This window comes from Flavobacterium erigeronis, from assembly GCF_054075165.1.
In genome coordinates this window covers 373,261-392,016 of sequence record NZ_JBSKGP010000005.1, presented here as the reverse complement: position 1 = coordinate 392,016, position 18,756 = coordinate 373,261, and the positions used below count along the sequence as shown (strand labels likewise).

Here is an 18,756-nt window from a genome sequence, read left to right as displayed (position 1 = left end):
ATTAACCTACTAATTTTAAGATTATGTCTAGATTGCAAGCTTTAAAAAACTTTCGCTTTCCCAATGTTTTTATCCTCATTTTAATAGTTTTTGTTTCATGTGCGTTGTTAATCTGCATCAATTTTTTTACTATTAAAATCTTGTCTGCCAACAGAGCTTATGTAAATGGAGAGTCACATTATTCGAAAGGACAAAAAGATGCATCAAGACATTTAATCATTTATTTGTTTACCAAGAATACTGCACAATGGAATTTGTTTCTTGAAGAATTAAAAGTTCCACAGGGCGATGGTATTGCAAGGGTCACTCTTTTAAAGGCTGGAGATAATGAAGTTGCCAGAAAAGGGTTTCTTATTGGCCGAAATGACGAAGATGATTTAGACGATATTATCTGGCTATTTGAAAATTTCAAAAATATAAGCTTTTTATCTAAAGCTATAGATGAATGGGGACAAGGAGACAAACTTATTTTTAATTTGTTTGTTATTGGCCATCAGATCAATGCAAAAATCGAACATAATTTGTTAACCGCAGCAGATCAGAAAAAATTCTTAAAACAAATAAGCTCAATAAGTGATCGATTAACTGTTAATGAACGTAATTTTTCTAACACATTAGGAGAAGGAACCCGAAAAATAAAAGATTTACTAATTATTACAAACATCTTTTTTATCCTGATCATAATCTTAAGTGTCTGTTTTTATTATTCTATAATGGTTAAAAGACTATTGGTTTCGAAAAAAGAGACTGAAGTTAAAAATGAAAATCTTATTCTGGTCAATCGTGAATTAGATCGGTTTGTTTATAGTGCTTCACATGATTTGCGGTCGCCAATTACTTCGCTGAAAGGTCTAATCGAAATAACAGCATTGGAAGACGATCCTCAGCAAGTTCGAAATTATTTGCAAATGATGCACCACAGCCTAGAAAGACAAGACCAGTTTATTAGTGATATTATTGACTATTCTAAAAACAAGAGAAAACAAGTTATCATAGAACCAGTAAGTTTGAAAGAATTGTGCAATGAAGCTATTCTGCAATTAATGCATATTGAAAATGCAGACAGAATTAAATTTACACAAGAACTTTTGGTTGATCAGATTGAAAGCGATGGATTACGATTAAAAATCATTATAAACAACCTGCTTTCAAACGCTATAAAATATGCGGATTGCAATAAACAGGAAATGTTTATCACGATTAAAACCTATTTTAGCGAAGGTCTGAATAAAATAGAAGTAACAGATAATGGAATCGGAATTCACGACGATCATAAAGCTAATATTTTTGATATGTATTTTGGAACAAATAAAAACAAAGGTTCTGGCTTAGGCCTTTATATTGTAAAAGAAGCTGTCGAAAATATAAGAGGAGATATTTTTGTTTTTTCTGAAAGCAGTGTTGGAAGTAAATTTATAGTAACAATACCTAATTCTTATGCCGTATAGATCTCAATTTATAATTATAGAAGACAATTTGATTGATCAATTTGTAACTAAAAAGCTTCTTAAAAAAGGACTTGACATCAATCCTGCTTATATCGCTAATAATGGAAAAGAAGGAATGAATTGGATCTTGAAAAATCAGAACCAAAATCCATTAATTATTCTTTTAGACATTCAGATGCCTATTATGAATGGGTTTGAATTCTTAGAAGAGTTTGACAAACTGCCAGAAGATCTAAAAGAAAATATAGAAATTTTTGTGCTTTCATCGACTCTCGATATCGACGAAATTAAGAAAATCAAAGAGAATAAGTACGTATCTGACTTTTGGAATAAACCTTTTAGATTAGAAATATTGCAAAATGCTTTTCTGCATGCTTAATTTAAAACGCGGTTTACCTGAGAAAATGCTCTTGTGTAGTAAGGCTCTTTTGTAGAAGAAATAATTACTCCGCCGTGGGTTGATGAGTGCACAAATTTAATTTCGCCTTCTGCAACTTCTACAATCATCCCAACATGGTTGATATGGCGTCTCCCATTGGTTCTAAAGAAAATTAAATCGCCTTTTTGAGCTTCATCTGTACTTACTTTTGTTCCTACGCGCGATTGTTCAATCGAGCTTCTCGGCAATTTAATATCAAAATTATTAAACGTACAAATCATTAAACCTGAACAATCAAAACCTGCTTTTGTAGTTCCGCCCGATCGGTATCTAACTCCTATATTTTCTGTAGCATTTGCAATAAGCTGGTCAATTAATTCTGAGTGATTTCCCGTTCGAACCAATGTAGAATCTCTTTTTATTTCTGATACCGCTTCCACTGTCGGATTTGAAACTGGATCTGAAGAAGAAGCAATTGCATTTTCAGTAGATTCTTGAGAAGCTTTTAAGGCTTGAATTGAATCTGCTTTTTCTTTTGGAACTTTAATTTTCAGAAGATATCCAACTGGCACTTTTCCTTTAATCGATGGATTCTGGCGTTCCAATTCTGCAACTGTAATTCCATATTCTTTAGAAATGCCGTATTTTGTTTCTTTAGCTTTAACTTCTCTATAAAGTTCTACATCTGTCGAAACTACCTCTGCCGTACTTTCTGCGGGTTTTTCATCTGCTACAGCTATATTAGAAGGAATGATGATCTGTTGTCCTATTTTTAAACCTTCTGTCTCCAAAAGCGGATTGGCCTTCTTTAAATCATCAACAGAGATATTGTATTTTTTAGAAATTCCCCAAAGTGTTTCTTTAGAGGCTACTTCGTGAGTTCCAGAAGTATTAGGAGAGGTATTATTTACTGCAACTTCAACGTTTTTAGTTTTTGACTTTACAGTTTTATTTTTATTCGGAATTAAAAGTGTCGAATTTAGTTTTAATATTTTAGGAGCATTCGGATTCGCGTCTGCAATATCTTTTACTTTAACTCCATATTTTTTAGCAATAACAGAAAGGTTTTCTCCTTGCGAAATTTTGTGCTTAATAAAATTATCCTGCGCAAAAGCTCCAACACTGATAAAAAACAATACTATTATTAACCTGTAAACCATATTTACCTTTTAAGTTCTTAAATCCTGCTTTTATTAAGTTTAGTTACATAATTAAACTTAAAAATTACAAATATATTACCTCAAAGGCGAATTTAACGCTTAAAACAATAAAAACCATAATTTTTAACAATTATTTTACCTCAAATTAACAGCCTAGGCATAGAAATTGTGCCAACTTTTTGAAATGCAGTTTTTTAACTAAAAAGATGTATTTTTATACTAATTTAACCAGAACCAAACCCTAAACATTGTGAAAAAACTACTCTACCTCTTCATTTTATTGCCTTTTATCACGAATGCGCAAACAATAAACGGGATCGTTAAATCTCAAACTACTAATTTACCAATCGGAGATGCAAACATATATGCTTTACAAGGTAAAATTGGAACCATAACAAATGATAGAGGAGAATTTTCATTAAATAAAGCAAAAGCAAGTGACACACTTCAGGTATCGCATATTGGCTACATTTCGACAAAAATTGCAATTTCCGATTTTAAAAAATCAAATTTTATCATCTCACTGCAGGAAGATATCGAAACCCTTAATAATGTAGAGATAACAAAACATCATGCGAGATTAAAATCTAAACTTGATTTTACTAAACTTGAATCTTTAAATAATGTTCTGTATTCTTTTGGTTCGACAGTAATAAATGGCAAAATTTATATCACAGGTGGAGACATCAGCGAAGAAGAGAATGTATTAAACATTTTAAAAGAAAGAAGCATAAGCTCTGACAATGATCCTAACTTCGAAAAAAAATATCGAGACTTACTTCAGATGCAAGTGTCTAAAAAGTTTTACAGAGAAGATTTGCTTATTTATGACCCTAAAACAGATGTATGGGAGAAATCAGATACAAAATTCAAGAGAAGAGCTTATCATAATATAAATTATTACAACAATACCCTTTATGTTTTAGGAGGAAAAAGAGTAGCTACAAACCAAAGATTTGAATATTTAGAAAACGAAATTGAAGTTTTTGACATTAATAAGAATAAAATCACCATTGACAAAACCAATCCTCATACAGCTGCAGACTTTGCTTCTTTTGTTTATAAAGACAACATCATTGTTATGGGCGGTTCGATAAAAAAGACTGAAAAAGGACAAAAAACTTTTACCGACAAAGTGCACATGTACAATATCACTTCTGGTTTATGGTATGAGTTAGAAAAAATGCCTGTTGCCAAAGAAGTAAAAGGAGTTTTGATTGACGATAAAATTTTTACTATTGGAAGCAAAGACAACAAAAGCTTATCTGAGATTCACAGCTTTGATTTAACAAGTGAAACTTGGAAAAATGAAGCAACTTTAATTTCTCACCTAGAAAACCCAGCAATTGCTTACAGCGCTAATGACATTTACATTTTGGAAGATGGCAAGCTGTCAATTTACAATACAAAATCAAAACAAATTAAAGAATACTTTGTCGATCTTCAACTAAGAGGCGCTACCATGCATTTTATAAATGACAAATTATATATTATCGGAGGGTATTCATTTGGCTCTTTTATGAAGATTCCTTCATCAAAAGTGTACAGCATTTCTATTGATGAATTTGATACGACCGCACCAAATCGAATTCGAGTTTTATCTGAAAATAATTTAGCGCAAGCAAATTAATGCTAATACAAGAAAATGCCTTTTAATTTGGGCATTTTTTGAATATTAAAGAATTGAATCCAAAACCAAATTTCTTTATTATGAAAAAACTACTTTTCATTGCCATTTTACTGCCTTTAATTGCAAACGCACAAACAATAAGTGGAATTGTTAAATCTCAAAACAGCAATTTACCTGTAGAAGATGCAAATATCTACGCACTGAACACTCAAATTGGAACATTAACCAATAAGAAGGGAGAATTTTCATTAAACAATAAAATAAAACCAAACGACACTCTTCAGGTTTCTCATATTGGCTATATAACAGCAAAAATTGCAGTTACAGATTTTATAAAATCAAACTATATTGTTTCTCTTGAAGAAGATATTGAAACTTTAAAAAATGTATATATAACTGATAACAGATGGTCCAAATTAAAATCCAAACTTGATTTTACTAAACTCTCGCCTTTAGATCACGGCATTTATGCTTTTGGTTCTGCAGTAGCAAATGGCAAGATCTATGTTGTTGGAGGTGATAATAGCGAGCAATGGAATGTTTTAACTGCCATAAAATCTAAAAATATTGGTGGCGACCCTACTAGATTTAGCGATCCTACCTATTTAAACAGATACCTTCAAGAAATAGGAGGCGATTTAGCTAAAACTTTCTACAAAGGAGACCTGTTAATTTATGATCCGAAAACAGATTTATGGGAGAAATCGAATCAAAAATTTAAAAAAAGAGCTTATCATAATATAAATTTTCACAACAATACACTTTATGTCTTAGGAGGAAAAAGAGCACCTCTCGGCAATAAAAAACATGAATTTCTAGATAATGAAATTGAAGTTTTTGACTTTAACAACAATACCCTTGCAATTGACAAAACCAACCCACATAAAGCCGTAAGCTTTGCTTCTTTCACTTATAAAGATAATATTATCGTTATGGGTGGCTCAATAAAATCGACTGTAAAGGGCGTAAAAACTTTTACCGACAAGGTTCATTTGTACAATTTAACTTCTGGTTTATGGTATGAGCTGGCAAAAATGCCAGTAGCGCAAGAAGTACAAGGAGTTTTAATTGGCGATAAGATCTTTATAATTGGCAATCCCGACAACAGAAGTTTTTCTGAGATCCAGAGTTTCGATTTAACAAATGAAAGCTGGAAACACGAAGCAACATTACTTTGTCGACTTGAAAATCCTGCAGTTACATACAATCATGACACTATTTATCTGTTTGAAGATGGAAAACTGTTCGTTTACAATACAAAATCGAAATTAATTAAAGAATATTACATTGATCTTGAACTAAAATCTACTGCAATGCATTTTATTAATGATAAATTATATATCATTGGAGGATATGATTTTACAAATTACTACACATCTCCTTCTTCAAAAGTATATAGCGTTTCGCTTGATGAATTTGAAACTACAAGACCTTACCGAATTAGAGTTTTATCACAAAATAATGTAGCAAACAAAAACTAATCTCATAGAATATTACTCTTCAAAAACAAAAAGCCCTGTTTTCACAGGGCTTTCTAATATATAAAATCTAAATATTAAGCTTTTCCAGCTGCAATTAGGTTTAATGCAGAACCTGCAACAAACCAGCCAATCTGCCCTTCGTTATAGGTATGGTTTGCCAAGATAATATCTTTTGAACCATCTGCATGAACAAATTCTAGTGTTAATGGTTTTCCTGGAGCAAATTCTGTTAAATCTAAGAAATTGATAGTGTCATCTTCTTGAATTTTATCGTAATCTGCTTCGTTTGCAAATGTCAATCCCAAAAGACCTTGTTTTTTAAGATTGGTTTCGTGGATACGCGCAAAAGATTTTACTAATACCGCTTTAACTCCTAAGAAACGTGGCTCCATAGCCGCGTGCTCACGAGAAGAACCTTCTCCGTAGTTATGATCTCCAACTACAATAGATGGAACTCCAGCTGCTTTGTATGCACGTGCAACAGCAGGAACAGCATCGTATTCGCCAGTTAATTGATTTTTAACAGAGTTTGTTTTTTGATTATAAGCATTTACAGCTCCAATCAGCATATTGTTTGAAATATTATCTAAGTGTCCGCGGAAACGCAACCAAGGTCCAGCCATAGAAATGTGGTCTGTAGTACATTTTCCAAATGCTTTGATTAGCAATTTAGCACCTGCAATATTTTTACCATCCCAAGCATTAAAAGGAGCCAATAGTTGCAAACGTTCTGAAGTAGGATTTACGACAACTTGAACTCCTGAACCATCAGCAGCCGGAGCTTGAAATCCTGGGTCTTCAGCATAGAAACCTTTAGAAGGAAGCTCGTCTCCAGTTGGAGCATCAAGTCTTACTTCTTCTCCATCTTCATTGATTAATGTATCTGTTAATGGATTAAAACTCAAATCACCTGCAATAGCTAGAGCAGTTACTAATTCTGGAGAACCCACAAAAGCTAAAGTATTTGGATTACCATCTGCACGTTTTGAGAAGTTTCGGTTAAAAGAGTGAACAATTGTATTTCTTTCTTCTTTTTCTGCTCCTTCTCTATCCCACATACCAATACATGGTCCGCAGGCATTAGCAAAAACAGTTGCTCCGATTTTATGAAAAGTATCAATAAATCCGTCTCTTTCAATAGTAGAACGTACTACCTCAGAACCTGGAGTAATTGTAAACTGTGATTTTGTTTTTAAATTTTTATCGGCAACTTGTCTTGCCAATGAAGCCGCACGTGAAATATCTTCGTAAGAAGAGTTCGTACAAGAACCAATTAGACCAACCTGAATTTGTAATGGCCAGTTGTTTTTGATTGCTTCTTCTTTCATTTTAGAAATTGGAGTAGCTAAATCTGGTGTAAAAGGCCCATTTAAATGTGGCTCTAATTCAGACAGATTAATTTCGATAACTTGGTCAAAATATTCGTGCGGATTTGCGTATACCTCTGCATCTCCCGTTAAATAAGAAGCAATTTTATCTGCAGCATCAGCCACATCAGCTCTGTTTGTAGAACGAAGGTAACGGCCCATTGAATCATCGTAACCAAAAGTTGAAGTTGTAGCCCCAATTTCAGCTCCCATATTACAAATAGTTCCTTTACCAGTACAAGACATTGCCGTAGCACCTTCTCCAAAATACTCTACAATTGCTCCAGTACCACCTTTTACAGTCAAAATACCCGCAACTTTAAGAATAACGTCTTTTGGAGCTGTCCATCCAGATAATTTTCCAGTTAATTTAACTCCGATAAGTTTTGGAAATTTAAGCTCCCAAGCCATTCCAGACATAACATCTACAGCATCTGCTCCACCAACACCAATTGCAACCATTCCTAAACCTCCTGCATTTACAGTATGAGAGTCTGTACCAATCATCATTCCACCTGGGAAAGCATAATTTTCAAGTACAACTTGGTGAATAATTCCAGCTCCCGGTTTCCAGAAACCGATTCCGTATTTATTAGAAACAGAAGATAAGAAGTCGAAAACCTCATTACTTTGTGTTTTTGCTCTAGCCAAATCGGTTACAGCATCTACTTTTGCCTGAATCAAGTGATCACAGTGAACCGTTGTAGGAACTGCCACTTTAGATTTTCCAGCGTGCATAAACTGTAACAATGCCATTTGTGCAGTTGCATCTTGACAAGCTACGCGGTCTGGCGCAAAATCAACATAATCAACTCCTCTTCCAAATGCCTTTGTCGGATTTCCGTCCCAAAGGTGATTGTATAAAATTTTCTCTGTTAAAGTAAGCGGACGTCCAACAATTTCACGCGCTTTATCAACTCGCGCAGGCATGTTTTCGTACACTTTTTTAATCATTTCGATATCAAAAGCCATAGATTTTTTGTTTTTTATTATTCTTTTTTGAACATGACAAGTTACAAAAAATAGAGTAATTATTACTAAAAAAGCCCGAGTTTTATGACTCGGGCTTTGAAAATATTATTAAATAATCTATCGATTACATAACTAATTGTTTGTTAGAAGGTGCGAACTTAGTTAAGTTGATACCATCTACCGCAGCAGTGTATTCTTCCATAGTCGGAGTTCTACCTAAAATCGTAGAAAGAACTACAACTGGCGTAGAAGAAAGCAATGATTCTCCTTTTTTACCTTCTGTATCTTCTACAACTCTACCTTGGAAAAGACGTGTAGATGTTGCCATTACAGTATCTCCTTTAGCCGCTTTTTCTTGGTTACCCATACAAAGGTTACATCCTGGACGCTCTAAGTAAAGCATGTTTTCGTATTCTGTACGTGCTGCACCTTTTGGAGCATCATCATTAAATTCGAAACCAGAGTATTTTTGTAAAACTGCCCAATCACCTTCAGCTTTAAGCTCATCAACAATGTTATAAGTTGGTGGCGCTACTACAAGCGGCGCATTAAATTGAACTTTACCATTTTGAGCTTCAACGTTTTTCAACATTTGAGCAAGGATTTTCATATCTCCTTTGTGAACCATACAAGAACCGATAAATCCAAGATCTACTTTTTTCACTCCACCGTAGAAAGATAATGGTCTAATAGTATCGTGAGTATATCTTTTAGAAACATCAATATTATTAACGTCTGGGTCAGCAATCATTGGCTCAGCAATCTGATCTAAGTCAACTACAACTTCAGCATAATATTTAGCGTTTGCATCTGGAGTTAAAGCTGGTTTTTCAGCAGATTTAATTTCAGCAATACGTTTGTCTGCTTTATTGATTAATCCTTGAAGAACTTGTCTTTCGTTATCCATTCCTTTTTCGATCATGATTTGGATTCTGCCTTTAGCAATTTCCAATGATTCGATCAAAGTATCATCTTCAGAAATACAGATAGAAGCTTTAGCTTTCATTTCTGCAGTCCAGTCTGTAAAGGTAAACGCTTGGTCAGCAGTTAGAGTTCCGATATGAACCTCAATAATTCTACCTTGGAATACGTTTTCTCCACCAAACTGATGTAACATTTGCGCTTGTGTAGCGTGAACCACATCACGGAAATCCATATAACCTTTCATATCTCCTTTGAAAGTCACTTTTACAGATTCTGGAATTGGCATAGAAGCTTCACCTGTAGCCAATGCAAGTGCAACGGTTCCAGAGTCAGCACCAAAAGCAACACCTTTTGACATTCTAGTGTGAGAGTCACCACCGATAATGATTGCCCATTCGTCGATAGTGATATCATTTAGTACTTTATGGATAACGTCTGTCATTGAGTGGTAAACACCTTTAGGGTCACGAGCCGTGATCAAACCAAAGTTGTTCATAAATTTCATCAATTTAGGAATATTAGCTTGCGCTTTTTTATCCCATACAGAAGCTGTGTGACATCCTGATTGGTAAGCACCGTCAACAATTGGAGAAATTACTGTAGCAGCCATAGACTCTAATTCTTGAGCAGTCATTAAACCTGTAGTATCTTGAGAACCTACAATGTTTACTTCTACACGAACGTCTGAACCAGCATGTAAAACTTTTCCTGGAGTGATACCAACAGCATTTTTATTGAAGATTTTCTCTACCGCAGTAAGCCCCTGTCCTTCAATAGAAATTTCTTTTGATGGAGCAAATACTAGCGGAGCTTCAATATCTAAAACTTTTGCTGCGAATGTTTGTAATTTTTTACCAAATACAATAGCATAAGATCCTCCAGCTTTAATGAATTCCATTTTTTGCGGAGTGAATGACTTAGACATGTCAATCAATTCTTGATCACCGTTGTATAGTTTTTTTGTTTTTGTATTAATTGTAAGAACTGTTCCTGTAGCAACAGAATACGTTTGCTCAAGGATTGGTTCGTCATTTTCGTTACGAATAACATTTCCTTCTGAGTCCGTTTTTTTAACCCAGTTTTTAAGGTCAACACCAATACCTCCTGTAACGTCAACCGTTGTAAGGAAGATTGGAGAAATACCATTTGTACCTCCAACAATTGGAGCAATATTTACAAACGGAACATATTTACTTGCTTGTTTACCAGTCCAAAGCGCCACGTTGTTTACACCTGACATCCTAGAAGAACCAACACCCATTGTACCTTTTTCAGCAATTAACATCACGCTTGCGTCTGGATGTTTTGCTTGTAAAGCTTGAATTTCAGCTTGTGCTTCTGGCGTGATCATACATTTACCGTGAAGTTCACGATCTGAACGTGAGTGAGCTTGGTTTCCTGGAGATAATAAATCTGTAGAAATATCACCTTCTCCAGCGATAAAAGTCACCACTTTAATTTCTTCTGCAACTTCTGGAAGCTTAGTAAAGAATTCAGCTTTTGCATAGCTTTCTAAAATATCTTTAGCAATTACACTTCCATTTTTATATGCTTCCTTCAAACGATCTGTATCTGCATCATAAAGGAAAACTTGTGTTTTAAGTACTTTCGCCGCTTCTTGTGCAATAGCTACATCATTACCTAAAGCTAAATCTAGTAAAACCTCGATTGAAGGCCCACCTTTCATGTGCGATAATAATTCAAAAGCAAAATCAGGAGTAATCTCTTTTACTAAAGATTCACCTAAAATAATTTCTTTTAAAAATTTTGCTTTTTCACCTGCAGCACTTGTCGTACCAGGTAAAGTATTGTAAATAAAAAACTTAAGAGAGTCTTCGCGGTGTGCGTTATCAACATCTTTAATTTGGGCAATGATTTCGCTTAATAACTCAGCTCCATCAATTGGTTTTGGGTGTAACCCTTGATTTTTTCTTTCTTCAATTTCTTGAATGTAATCCTGATAAATATTCATAATAAAGCGGATTTATTTTTTTGAGGCAAATTTAAGCATTAAAGACGATAATTAAAAAAAATTTAATAGAACTAGCGTTTTCAAAAATTATTATTGCTAAAAAACGATTTTCACTGCTTGTTTTTATCAATAAATCAATTTAATATTAAAATAATGAATTATTAACATTTAAAAATCTTTTCTTTAACAAAGTCGAAATTCTATGTTATAATGCAAGTAAGTTTTTACCTCTATTTTCGCTAAGAATCTTTCTAAATAAGCAATTATAACGTTATAGTTAAGATTTTAAACGTCGTTGAGAAAGGTTTTTCTAACTTCTAAAAACAAAAAATCCTGACAATAAATTATCAGGATTTCTATAAAAATATTTTAAGATTTTACATTAATTTCTTAATAATAACTTCTTCCGTTATTCCTTCAGCATCAGCTTTATAATTTTTAATAATTCTGTGTCTTAGAATACCCGTTGCAACAGCCTGAACATCTTCAATATCTGGTGAAAATTTCCCATTAAAAGCGGCATGTGCTTTTGCTGCCAAAATTAAATTCTGTGAAGCTCTCGGTCCTGCTCCCCAATCCAAGTAGTTTTTCACAAAATCTGTAGTTAAACTATTATCTGGACGCGTTTTACTTACTAAAGTCACCGCATATTCGATAACATTATCTGCGACAGGAATTCTGCGAATTAAATGCTGAAAATCGATAATTTCTTGCGCACTAAACAAAGGATTAATCTCTGTTTTAACATCAGAAGTTGTTCGTTTTACTACTTGAACTTCTTCTTCAAAAGTTGGATATTCTAATTTAATAGCAAACATAAAACGATCCAATTGCGCTTCTGGCAACGGATAAGTTCCTTCTTGCTCAATTGGGTTCTGAGTTGCTAAAACAAAATAAGGCAAATCTAATTTATGATGTTGTCCCGCAATCGTAACCGATCTTTCCTGCATGGCTTCCAACAAAGCTGCTTGCGTTTTTGGCGGTGTTCTGTTAATCTCGTCAGCCAAAATAATATTAGAAAAAATTGGCCCTTTAATGAATTTGAAATTTCTATTTTCATCCAAAATTTCACTTCCTAAAATATCAGAAGGCATCAAATCTGGTGTAAACTGAATTCTTTTAAAATCTAGCCCCAAAGCCTGAGACAAAGTGTTTATCATTAAGGTTTTTGCCAAACCTGGAACTCCAATTAAAAGTGCGTGTCCTCCAGAAAATATACAAAGTAAAATTTGATCTACAACGGCGTCCTGCCCTACAATGATTTTCGCTATTTCTTTTTTTAATTCGTTTCTTTTTTGAACTAAATTGTGAATTGCTGTTACGTCAGACATTTATGAATGTATTTAAAATTAAAAAGAGTTAATTCTATGAATTCATAAAACTAACTCTTTTTATTTATTTATTAAAACTTATTTTTTCAACCAATTGTTTGCAAAAGTACAGTCTTTATATTCTCCGATAATTTTGATATAAGTGTCTTTAATCTTAGTATCAAACCATTTTGCAATTGCGTTAATCTGCTTTTCTTTTAATGCTAATTCTTTAATCTTAGTATAATCTTTAGCATAATCTGCAGTGTGCTCGTCAATTCTGTTTGTAACGGTAATCAACTTATATGTTTTTTTGCCTTTATCATCTGTATTTAAAAGTGGCTGAGAAACTTCGTCTCCTTTTAAATTTGAAACCTGGCTATACAAAGTCGGATCCATTTTAGTCAATTCGAATCGAGTATCTTGAGTTGTCGGGTTTACCAATGTTCCTCCGTTTGCTCTAGTTTCTTTTTCGTCAGACTCTGTTCTTGCTGCTTCAGCAAAAGTAATCTCTTTATTAACGATCTTATTTCTAATATTGGTAATTCTCTCTTTAGCTTCTTTTAAAGCTGCCTCAGAAACTGTCGGAGCAATCAAAATATGACGAAGTTCTACTTCTTGTCCTTTAATTTTTTCTACCATAATAATATGGTATCCGAAAGTAGTTTCAAATGGTTCTGAAACCTCACCTGCCTGCAAACTAAAAGCAACATCTTTAAACTCTTTTACAAAAGGAGTTTTTCTTGTCATTTTGTAATAACCTCCGTTTGGTGAAGATCCTGGATCTTGAGAATACAAAACTGCTTTTGTTGCAAAACTAGAACCTTCAAGAACATCTTTTCTTATAGCATTTAATCTATCGATAACTTTTTGTTTGTCTTCTTTAGAAATTTTAGGCTCTACCACAATTTGTGCTACTTCCATTTCTGCTCCAAAAGTTGGCAATTCATCTTTTGGTATTTTTTTAAAGAAATTACGAACTTCCTCAGGAGTAATCTCAACATCTTTAATGATTTTATCTCTCATTTCAGAAGCTAATTTCTGCTCCTTTAAGATATCAGCAAAATAAGTTTTGAATTCTTCTACAGAACTTTTTTTATAGTATTCTACTACTTTATTGATATCACCAACTTGCTGCGTCATATAGTTTAGACGGTCTTCCATCATACCTCTAACTTCGGCATCACTCACAATAATACTATCCTGAATGGCTTGGTGTGCGTATAATTTATCTTCTAGAAGTTTACCAAGCATCTGGCATCTTGTAATATCTTTAATAGATCCGCCTTGTGCTGTAATTTCCAAAAAACCTTTATCGATATCAGAATCTAAAACGATATAATCTCCAACTGTCGCAATAATTCCGTCAATTTTCAATTTTCCGCCAGAAGGAGTTTCTACTGGTTTTTGAGCAACAACATCAGGAATAATTTCTTGCGCTGTGATAATTGGAGTAAAAAAAAGAAAAAAACAAATTGGAAGTGCAAACTTGAAATCAATTGTTTTTAGCTGTAATTTTTTTAATAGCATTATTTTAATTTTTATTTGAATGTAAGCCTGTTTTAGATAATCCTTCTAAAATTATTGATGCTGAACTTAAACATAAATAATTAAAGTATAGTTCTTTCGTAACTTATAACGAACAAAAATAACAATTCAATTACATAATCCAACTATCCGATATACTATTAACATAAAATTATAGGATAGTTTTATTTCGTTGGATAAAATCATCTCTTTTAACTTTCTCAATTCAATGAAATATAACTTTATAGTTGCTTTGAAAATTTAAATTTCAAATAAAATAAAAACCTAATTATAAGCATCCTAATAAAAAGTTCTTAACACTACAACGTTTTCGTAGCAAACTATTTTCTTACAAATTAAAAATAAATCAAAAAAAAATTACTTTAGATGCGTAATTGATAATTTTCACAATCAAAAAATAGCAATATCTGCATTTTAAGACTTGAATTTTAACAATTACAAAAACAACTATTTAACTTAACCACATCTATTATGAAAAAACCTATTTTTAAGTTATGCCTTATTACGGCATTTACTGGACTGCTGTATTCGTGTTCTACAAATGAAATTAGCGAATCGGATGCGAAAGCTGAAAGCCAAAAATTTAAAGTTATTGAGGTTACACACCACGACGGAAAACCTTTTAGTACAGGAGTTTCTAATTCTTCTTCTACTGGAAAATATGTAGATAATCCTGGCGGAGGCGTTATGATGCAGGCTTTCTATTGGGATGTTCCTGCTGGGGGAACTTGGTGGAATACTGTTAGCAGCAAAGTAACTGCATGGGGAAATGCTGGAATTGGCTCTATCTGGCTACCTCCTGCTTCAAAAGCGCAAAACGGAGCTTTTTCTATGGGATATGACCCAACAGATTATTTTGATTTTGGAGATTACAACCAAAACGGTACTACAGAAACAAGATTTGGCTCAAAGACTGAATTAGTAAATTTAATTACTGCAGCTCATACTGAAAATATAAAAGTGTATGCTGATATCGTAATTAATCATAACAGTGGAGGACAATCTGAAGCCAATCCGTTTACTGGAACAAATACTTGGACGAATTTTACAGGAGTTGCTTCTGGTAAATTTCCTCGCACCTATAATGATTTTTATAAAAATAGTTACGGAAATAATGACGAAGGATCTTTTGGAGGTTTTCCAGATTTATGCCACGCTGCCCCAAATGTTCAAAACTGGCTTTGGCTTAGAGCTGACGGAGTTGGAAAATATTATAAAAACACTATGAAATTTGACGGATGGAGATTTGATTATGTGAAAGGTTTTGGCGCCTGGGTTGTAAATGCGTGGAATGCAAATGTTGGCGGATTTTCCGTTGGAGAATTATGGGATTCTAATGTGAATGTATTAAATGATTGGGCAAACAATGCAAACAGTTCTGTTTTTGACTTTGCATGTTATTACAAAATGAATGATGCCTTTGATGGCAATAATCTTGCTCTTTTGAATGATGATATGATGTGGAAACGTAATCCGTATAAAGCGGTAACTTTTGTAACCAATCATGATACAGATGAGATTTACAGTAAAATGTTAGCTTACTCCTATATATTAACTCACGAAGGCTATCCTACTATCTTTTACAGAGATTATGAAGAATGGTTAGACAAAAATAAATTGAACAATCTTATTTGGATTCACAACAATAAAGCAACTGGAACAACTTCTATTTTATATTCTGATAATGACGAGTATGTAGCGAGAAGAAATGGTTATAACGGAAATCCTGGTTTAGTGGTTTATATCAACAATTCAGATGTTTGGCAAGAAAGATGGATTCAGACCAATTGGGCTAACACGCAAATTAAAGATTTTACAGGAAACTCATCTTGGTACCCAACAACTCAAGCAGACAAATGGGTAAAAATACAATGTCCTCCAAAAGGATATTCAGTTTGGTCAATTAATCAGTAATTTAAAATGACTATTTCTAAAAGCTGTTCTTTCGAGAGCAGCTTTTTATTTTTGCCAAGATTGTGTTTTTTTTTAGCCACTAATTGCACGAATTTCACTATTTTTTTTCTCTGTCTAAAATAATTATTTAGTACAAATTCTTTACGTTTACTTTTCACTACTAAAGATAGCTATAAAATTCGGATTGATTTTTTTGCAAAACAATAATTAGTGAAATTCGTGCAATTCGTGGCAAAAAACTTTTCCAAATTAGCTGCTACTATTTTCAACATTCAATTTGCGAACTGAATATTTTTATTAAGCCGTAATTAATAGTACTTTTGCAACCTATTTATACAAAATATGAGCTTTTTAAAAGAAATACAACGCAGAAGAACATTTGGAATTATATCGCATCCCGATGCCGGTAAAACAACATTGACCGAGAAATTATTGTTATTTGGAGGTGCAATTCAGGAAGCTGGTGCGGTAAAAAGTAATAAGATTAAAAAAGGAGCAACCAGTGACTTTATGGAAATCGAACGCCAAAGAGGTATTTCGGTTTCTACCTCTGTTCTTGCTTTTAATTATAAAGATAAAAAAATCAATATCCTTGATACTCCAGGACACAAGGATTTTGCCGAAGATACATTTAGAACTTTAACTGCGGTTGATAGCGTAATCGTTGTGATTGACGTTGCAAAAGGAGTTGAGGAACAGACTGAAAAATTGGTTTCGGTTTGTAGAATGCGTAATATTCCGATGATTGTTTTCATCAATAAATTAGACCGTGAAGGTAAAGATGCTTTTGATCTAATGGATGAAGTAGAACAGAAACTAGGTTTAAAAGTTACACCATTAAGTTTCCCTATCGGAATGGGTTACGATTTTCAGGGAATTTACAATCTTTGGGAAGAAAACATTAATCTTTTTAGTGGAGACAGCCGTAAAAATATAGAAGAAACAATTGCTTTTTCTGATGTTCAGAATAATCCAGAATTGGATAAAATTGTGGGTGAAAAAGCTGCAACTAAACTTCGTGAAGAATTAGAATTAATTGATGAAGTATATCCAAAATTTGATCGTCAAGATTATTTAGACGGAAAAATTCAGCCTGTATTTTTTGGTTCTGCATTGAATAACTTTGGAGTTCGCGAGTTGTTAGATTGTTTCATTACAATTGCACCTTCACCAAGAGCAAAAGAGTCAGAAACTCGTACCGTTGAGCCTACCGAAGAAAAAATGACGGGATTTGTTTTCAAAATCCACGCAAACATGGATCCGAAACACCGTGACCGTTTAGCATTTATTAAAATTGTTTCGGGAACTTTCGAACGAAATAAGCCTTATTACCACGTTCGTCAGAAGAAAAATTTAAAATTCTCTAGTCCGAATGCGTTTTTCGCTGAGAAAAAAGAAATTGTAGACATTTCTTATCCTGGTGACATTGTAGGTTTACACGATACTGGAAACTTTAAAATTGGAGATACTTTAACAGAAGGCGAAATCATGAGCTTTAAAGGAATTCCGAGTTTCTCTCCAGAACACTTTAGATACATTAACAATGCTGACCCGATGAAAGCTAAGCAATTAGAAAAAGGAGTCGATCAGTTAATGGACGAAGGAGTTGCTCAGTTATTTACTTTAGAAATGAACAACCGTAAAGTTATCGGAACAGTTGGAGCACTTCAATACGAGGTAATCCAATATCGTCTAGAGCACGAATACGGAGCAAAATGTACTTACGAGAATTTCCCTGTACATAAGGCTTGCTGGGTTAAACCTGACGATTCTAAAAATGAAGAGTTCAAAGAATTTAAGCGTATCAAACAAAAATTCTTGGCACACGATAAATACGGCCAATTGGTATTCTTAGCCGATTCTGATTTTACAATCCAGATGACGCAAAGCAAATACCCAAGTGTGAAGTTGTATTTTACTTCTGAATTTGATTAAATTACATATAAAATTAAAATCTTAAAAAGCGCTATAGTATTATAGCGCTTTTTTTATTGGAATAAACTACTGAAATCACTTTTTTCTTAAATCCCATAATCTCAACAATTCAACCTATTTACAAGAATAAAATACCTTATTCTGATACAATAAAAACCTCCAGCGCCTTCTAAAACATTTCTTGTAGCGATATATTTACATATAACTCGCTATTAAAATTAATGGAAATGGAGATCGAAGAAAAACTCAATAAATTATTAGCAGAAAAATTCTTTCCGAATATTTCAATATTAAGAGACTCAAAAGAAAAAATCATATCGATTCTCGACAGTCAGAACGGATCAACACTCATTATTTCTCATGATTCCCTATTTGCTTTTACAGATGCCGAAAATGAAACTTGGGTCAACATTCCTGAAAAATTAATAATAAATGGTGTTAGGCACTATCCTAAAATAGGCGATGCTATTACCGGAGATGGATTAAAATACTATTTCACCACTAAAGAAATAGTTATAGATATGGCGTGGGAATATTTTAAACGTTTTATAGACAAGCATTTTGGAATTTTAGTACGAATGGAATCTGCGTTTTTCCGTCATATTGAAGGAGATGTCTGCCATAGATTCCCTGTATTCTTCAAAAATTTTAAATCAAGAGCATACGATAAAATCGATTTTTACATTTCATCCAATTAACCTAACCAACTTAGAAAA

Annotated in this window: 12 protein-coding genes; 7 read left to right on the top strand and 5 right to left on the bottom strand. The window is 33.3% G+C overall.

What is annotated here, in order from left to right; all coding sequences use genetic code 11:
* The first annotated feature begins 140 nt into the window (after nucleotides 1-140).
* Together ACWA1F_RS12605 and ACWA1F_RS12600 are read left to right on the top strand one after the other, a co-directional pair.
* Nucleotides 141-1,448 carry a sensor histidine kinase gene (locus ACWA1F_RS12605; RefSeq protein ID WP_456894030.1) on the top strand — a complete coding sequence of 436 codons (1,308 nt, stop codon included), beginning with the start codon at nucleotides 141-143 and terminating at the stop codon, nucleotides 1,446-1,448.
* A complete protein-coding gene (locus ACWA1F_RS12600; protein WP_456894028.1) occupies nucleotides 1,438-1,827 on the top strand; it encodes a response regulator in 390 nt (129 codons plus the stop codon). Before ACWA1F_RS12605 ends, ACWA1F_RS12600 begins: the two co-directional genes overlap by 11 nt.
* On the opposite strand, the gene ACWA1F_RS12595 is transcribed toward ACWA1F_RS12600, so the two are convergent.
* The gene (locus tag ACWA1F_RS12595; protein WP_456894026.1) at nucleotides 1,824-2,987 is read right to left on the bottom strand and encodes an NlpC/P60 family protein; all 1,164 of its coding nucleotides are present in this window, start codon (nucleotides 2,985-2,987) and stop codon (nucleotides 1,824-1,826) included. The two genes, ACWA1F_RS12600 and ACWA1F_RS12595, sit on opposite strands and share 4 nt — an antisense overlap.
* Nucleotides 2,988-3,237: 250 nt before the next feature.
* Here ACWA1F_RS12595 and ACWA1F_RS12590 point away from each other — a divergent pair, with 250 nt between their 5' ends.
* Together ACWA1F_RS12590 and ACWA1F_RS12585 are read left to right on the top strand one after the other, a co-directional pair.
* Nucleotides 3,238-4,617 (top strand): Kelch repeat-containing protein, encoded by a 1,380-nt coding sequence (locus ACWA1F_RS12590; protein WP_456894024.1) that lies wholly within the window; start codon nucleotides 3,238-3,240, stop codon nucleotides 4,615-4,617.
* Between the two features lie 80 nt (nucleotides 4,618-4,697).
* Nucleotides 4,698-6,098, top strand: a complete 1,401-nt coding sequence (locus tag ACWA1F_RS12585; RefSeq protein ID WP_456894022.1) for a Kelch repeat-containing protein — start codon at nucleotides 4,698-4,700, stop codon at nucleotides 6,096-6,098.
* Between the two features lie 74 nt (nucleotides 6,099-6,172).
* Here ACWA1F_RS12585 and ACWA1F_RS12580 read toward each other — a convergent pair whose 3' ends face one another.
* The 4 genes from ACWA1F_RS12580 to ACWA1F_RS12565 all read right to left on the bottom strand — a co-directional run bounded on the left by ACWA1F_RS12580 (nucleotide 6,173) and on the right by ACWA1F_RS12565 (nucleotide 14,173).
* The gene (locus tag ACWA1F_RS12580) at nucleotides 6,173-8,437 is read right to left on the bottom strand and encodes an aconitate hydratase (protein ID WP_306158628.1); all 2,265 of its coding nucleotides are present in this window, start codon (nucleotides 8,435-8,437) and stop codon (nucleotides 6,173-6,175) included.
* Between the two features lie 124 nt (nucleotides 8,438-8,561).
* The gene (locus tag ACWA1F_RS12575; RefSeq protein WP_456894020.1) at nucleotides 8,562-11,333 is read right to left on the bottom strand and encodes a bifunctional aconitate hydratase 2/2-methylisocitrate dehydratase; all 2,772 of its coding nucleotides are present in this window, start codon (nucleotides 11,331-11,333) and stop codon (nucleotides 8,562-8,564) included.
* Nucleotides 11,334-11,710: 377 nt separating this feature from the next.
* Nucleotides 11,711-12,664, bottom strand: coding sequence for an AAA family ATPase (locus tag ACWA1F_RS12570; protein ID WP_306158625.1), 954 nt, complete (start codon nucleotides 12,662-12,664; stop codon nucleotides 11,711-11,713).
* A gap of 78 nt (nucleotides 12,665-12,742) precedes the next feature.
* Complete coding sequence (locus ACWA1F_RS12565) at nucleotides 12,743-14,173, bottom strand: peptidylprolyl isomerase (RefSeq protein ID WP_456894018.1); 1,431 nt, start codon at nucleotides 14,171-14,173, stop codon at nucleotides 12,743-12,745.
* Nucleotides 14,174-14,662: 489 nt separating this feature from the next.
* Here ACWA1F_RS12565 and ACWA1F_RS12560 point away from each other — a divergent pair, with 489 nt between their 5' ends.
* The 3 genes from ACWA1F_RS12560 to ACWA1F_RS12550 all read left to right on the top strand — a co-directional run bounded on the left by ACWA1F_RS12560 (nucleotide 14,663) and on the right by ACWA1F_RS12550 (nucleotide 18,738).
* Nucleotides 14,663-16,105 carry an alpha-amylase gene (locus tag ACWA1F_RS12560; RefSeq protein WP_456894016.1) on the top strand — a complete coding sequence of 481 codons (1,443 nt, stop codon included), beginning with the start codon at nucleotides 14,663-14,665 and terminating at the stop codon, nucleotides 16,103-16,105.
* A gap of 342 nt (nucleotides 16,106-16,447) precedes the next feature.
* Nucleotides 16,448-18,040: a peptide chain release factor 3 gene (locus ACWA1F_RS12555; RefSeq protein ID WP_456894014.1), complete on the top strand. Its 1,593-nt coding sequence runs from the start codon at nucleotides 16,448-16,450 to the stop codon at nucleotides 18,038-18,040.
* Between the two features lie 227 nt (nucleotides 18,041-18,267).
* Nucleotides 18,268-18,738 carry a hypothetical protein gene (locus ACWA1F_RS12550; RefSeq protein ID WP_456894012.1) on the top strand — a complete coding sequence of 157 codons (471 nt, stop codon included), beginning with the start codon at nucleotides 18,268-18,270 and terminating at the stop codon, nucleotides 18,736-18,738.
* Nucleotides 18,739-18,756: the final 18 nt, after the last annotated feature.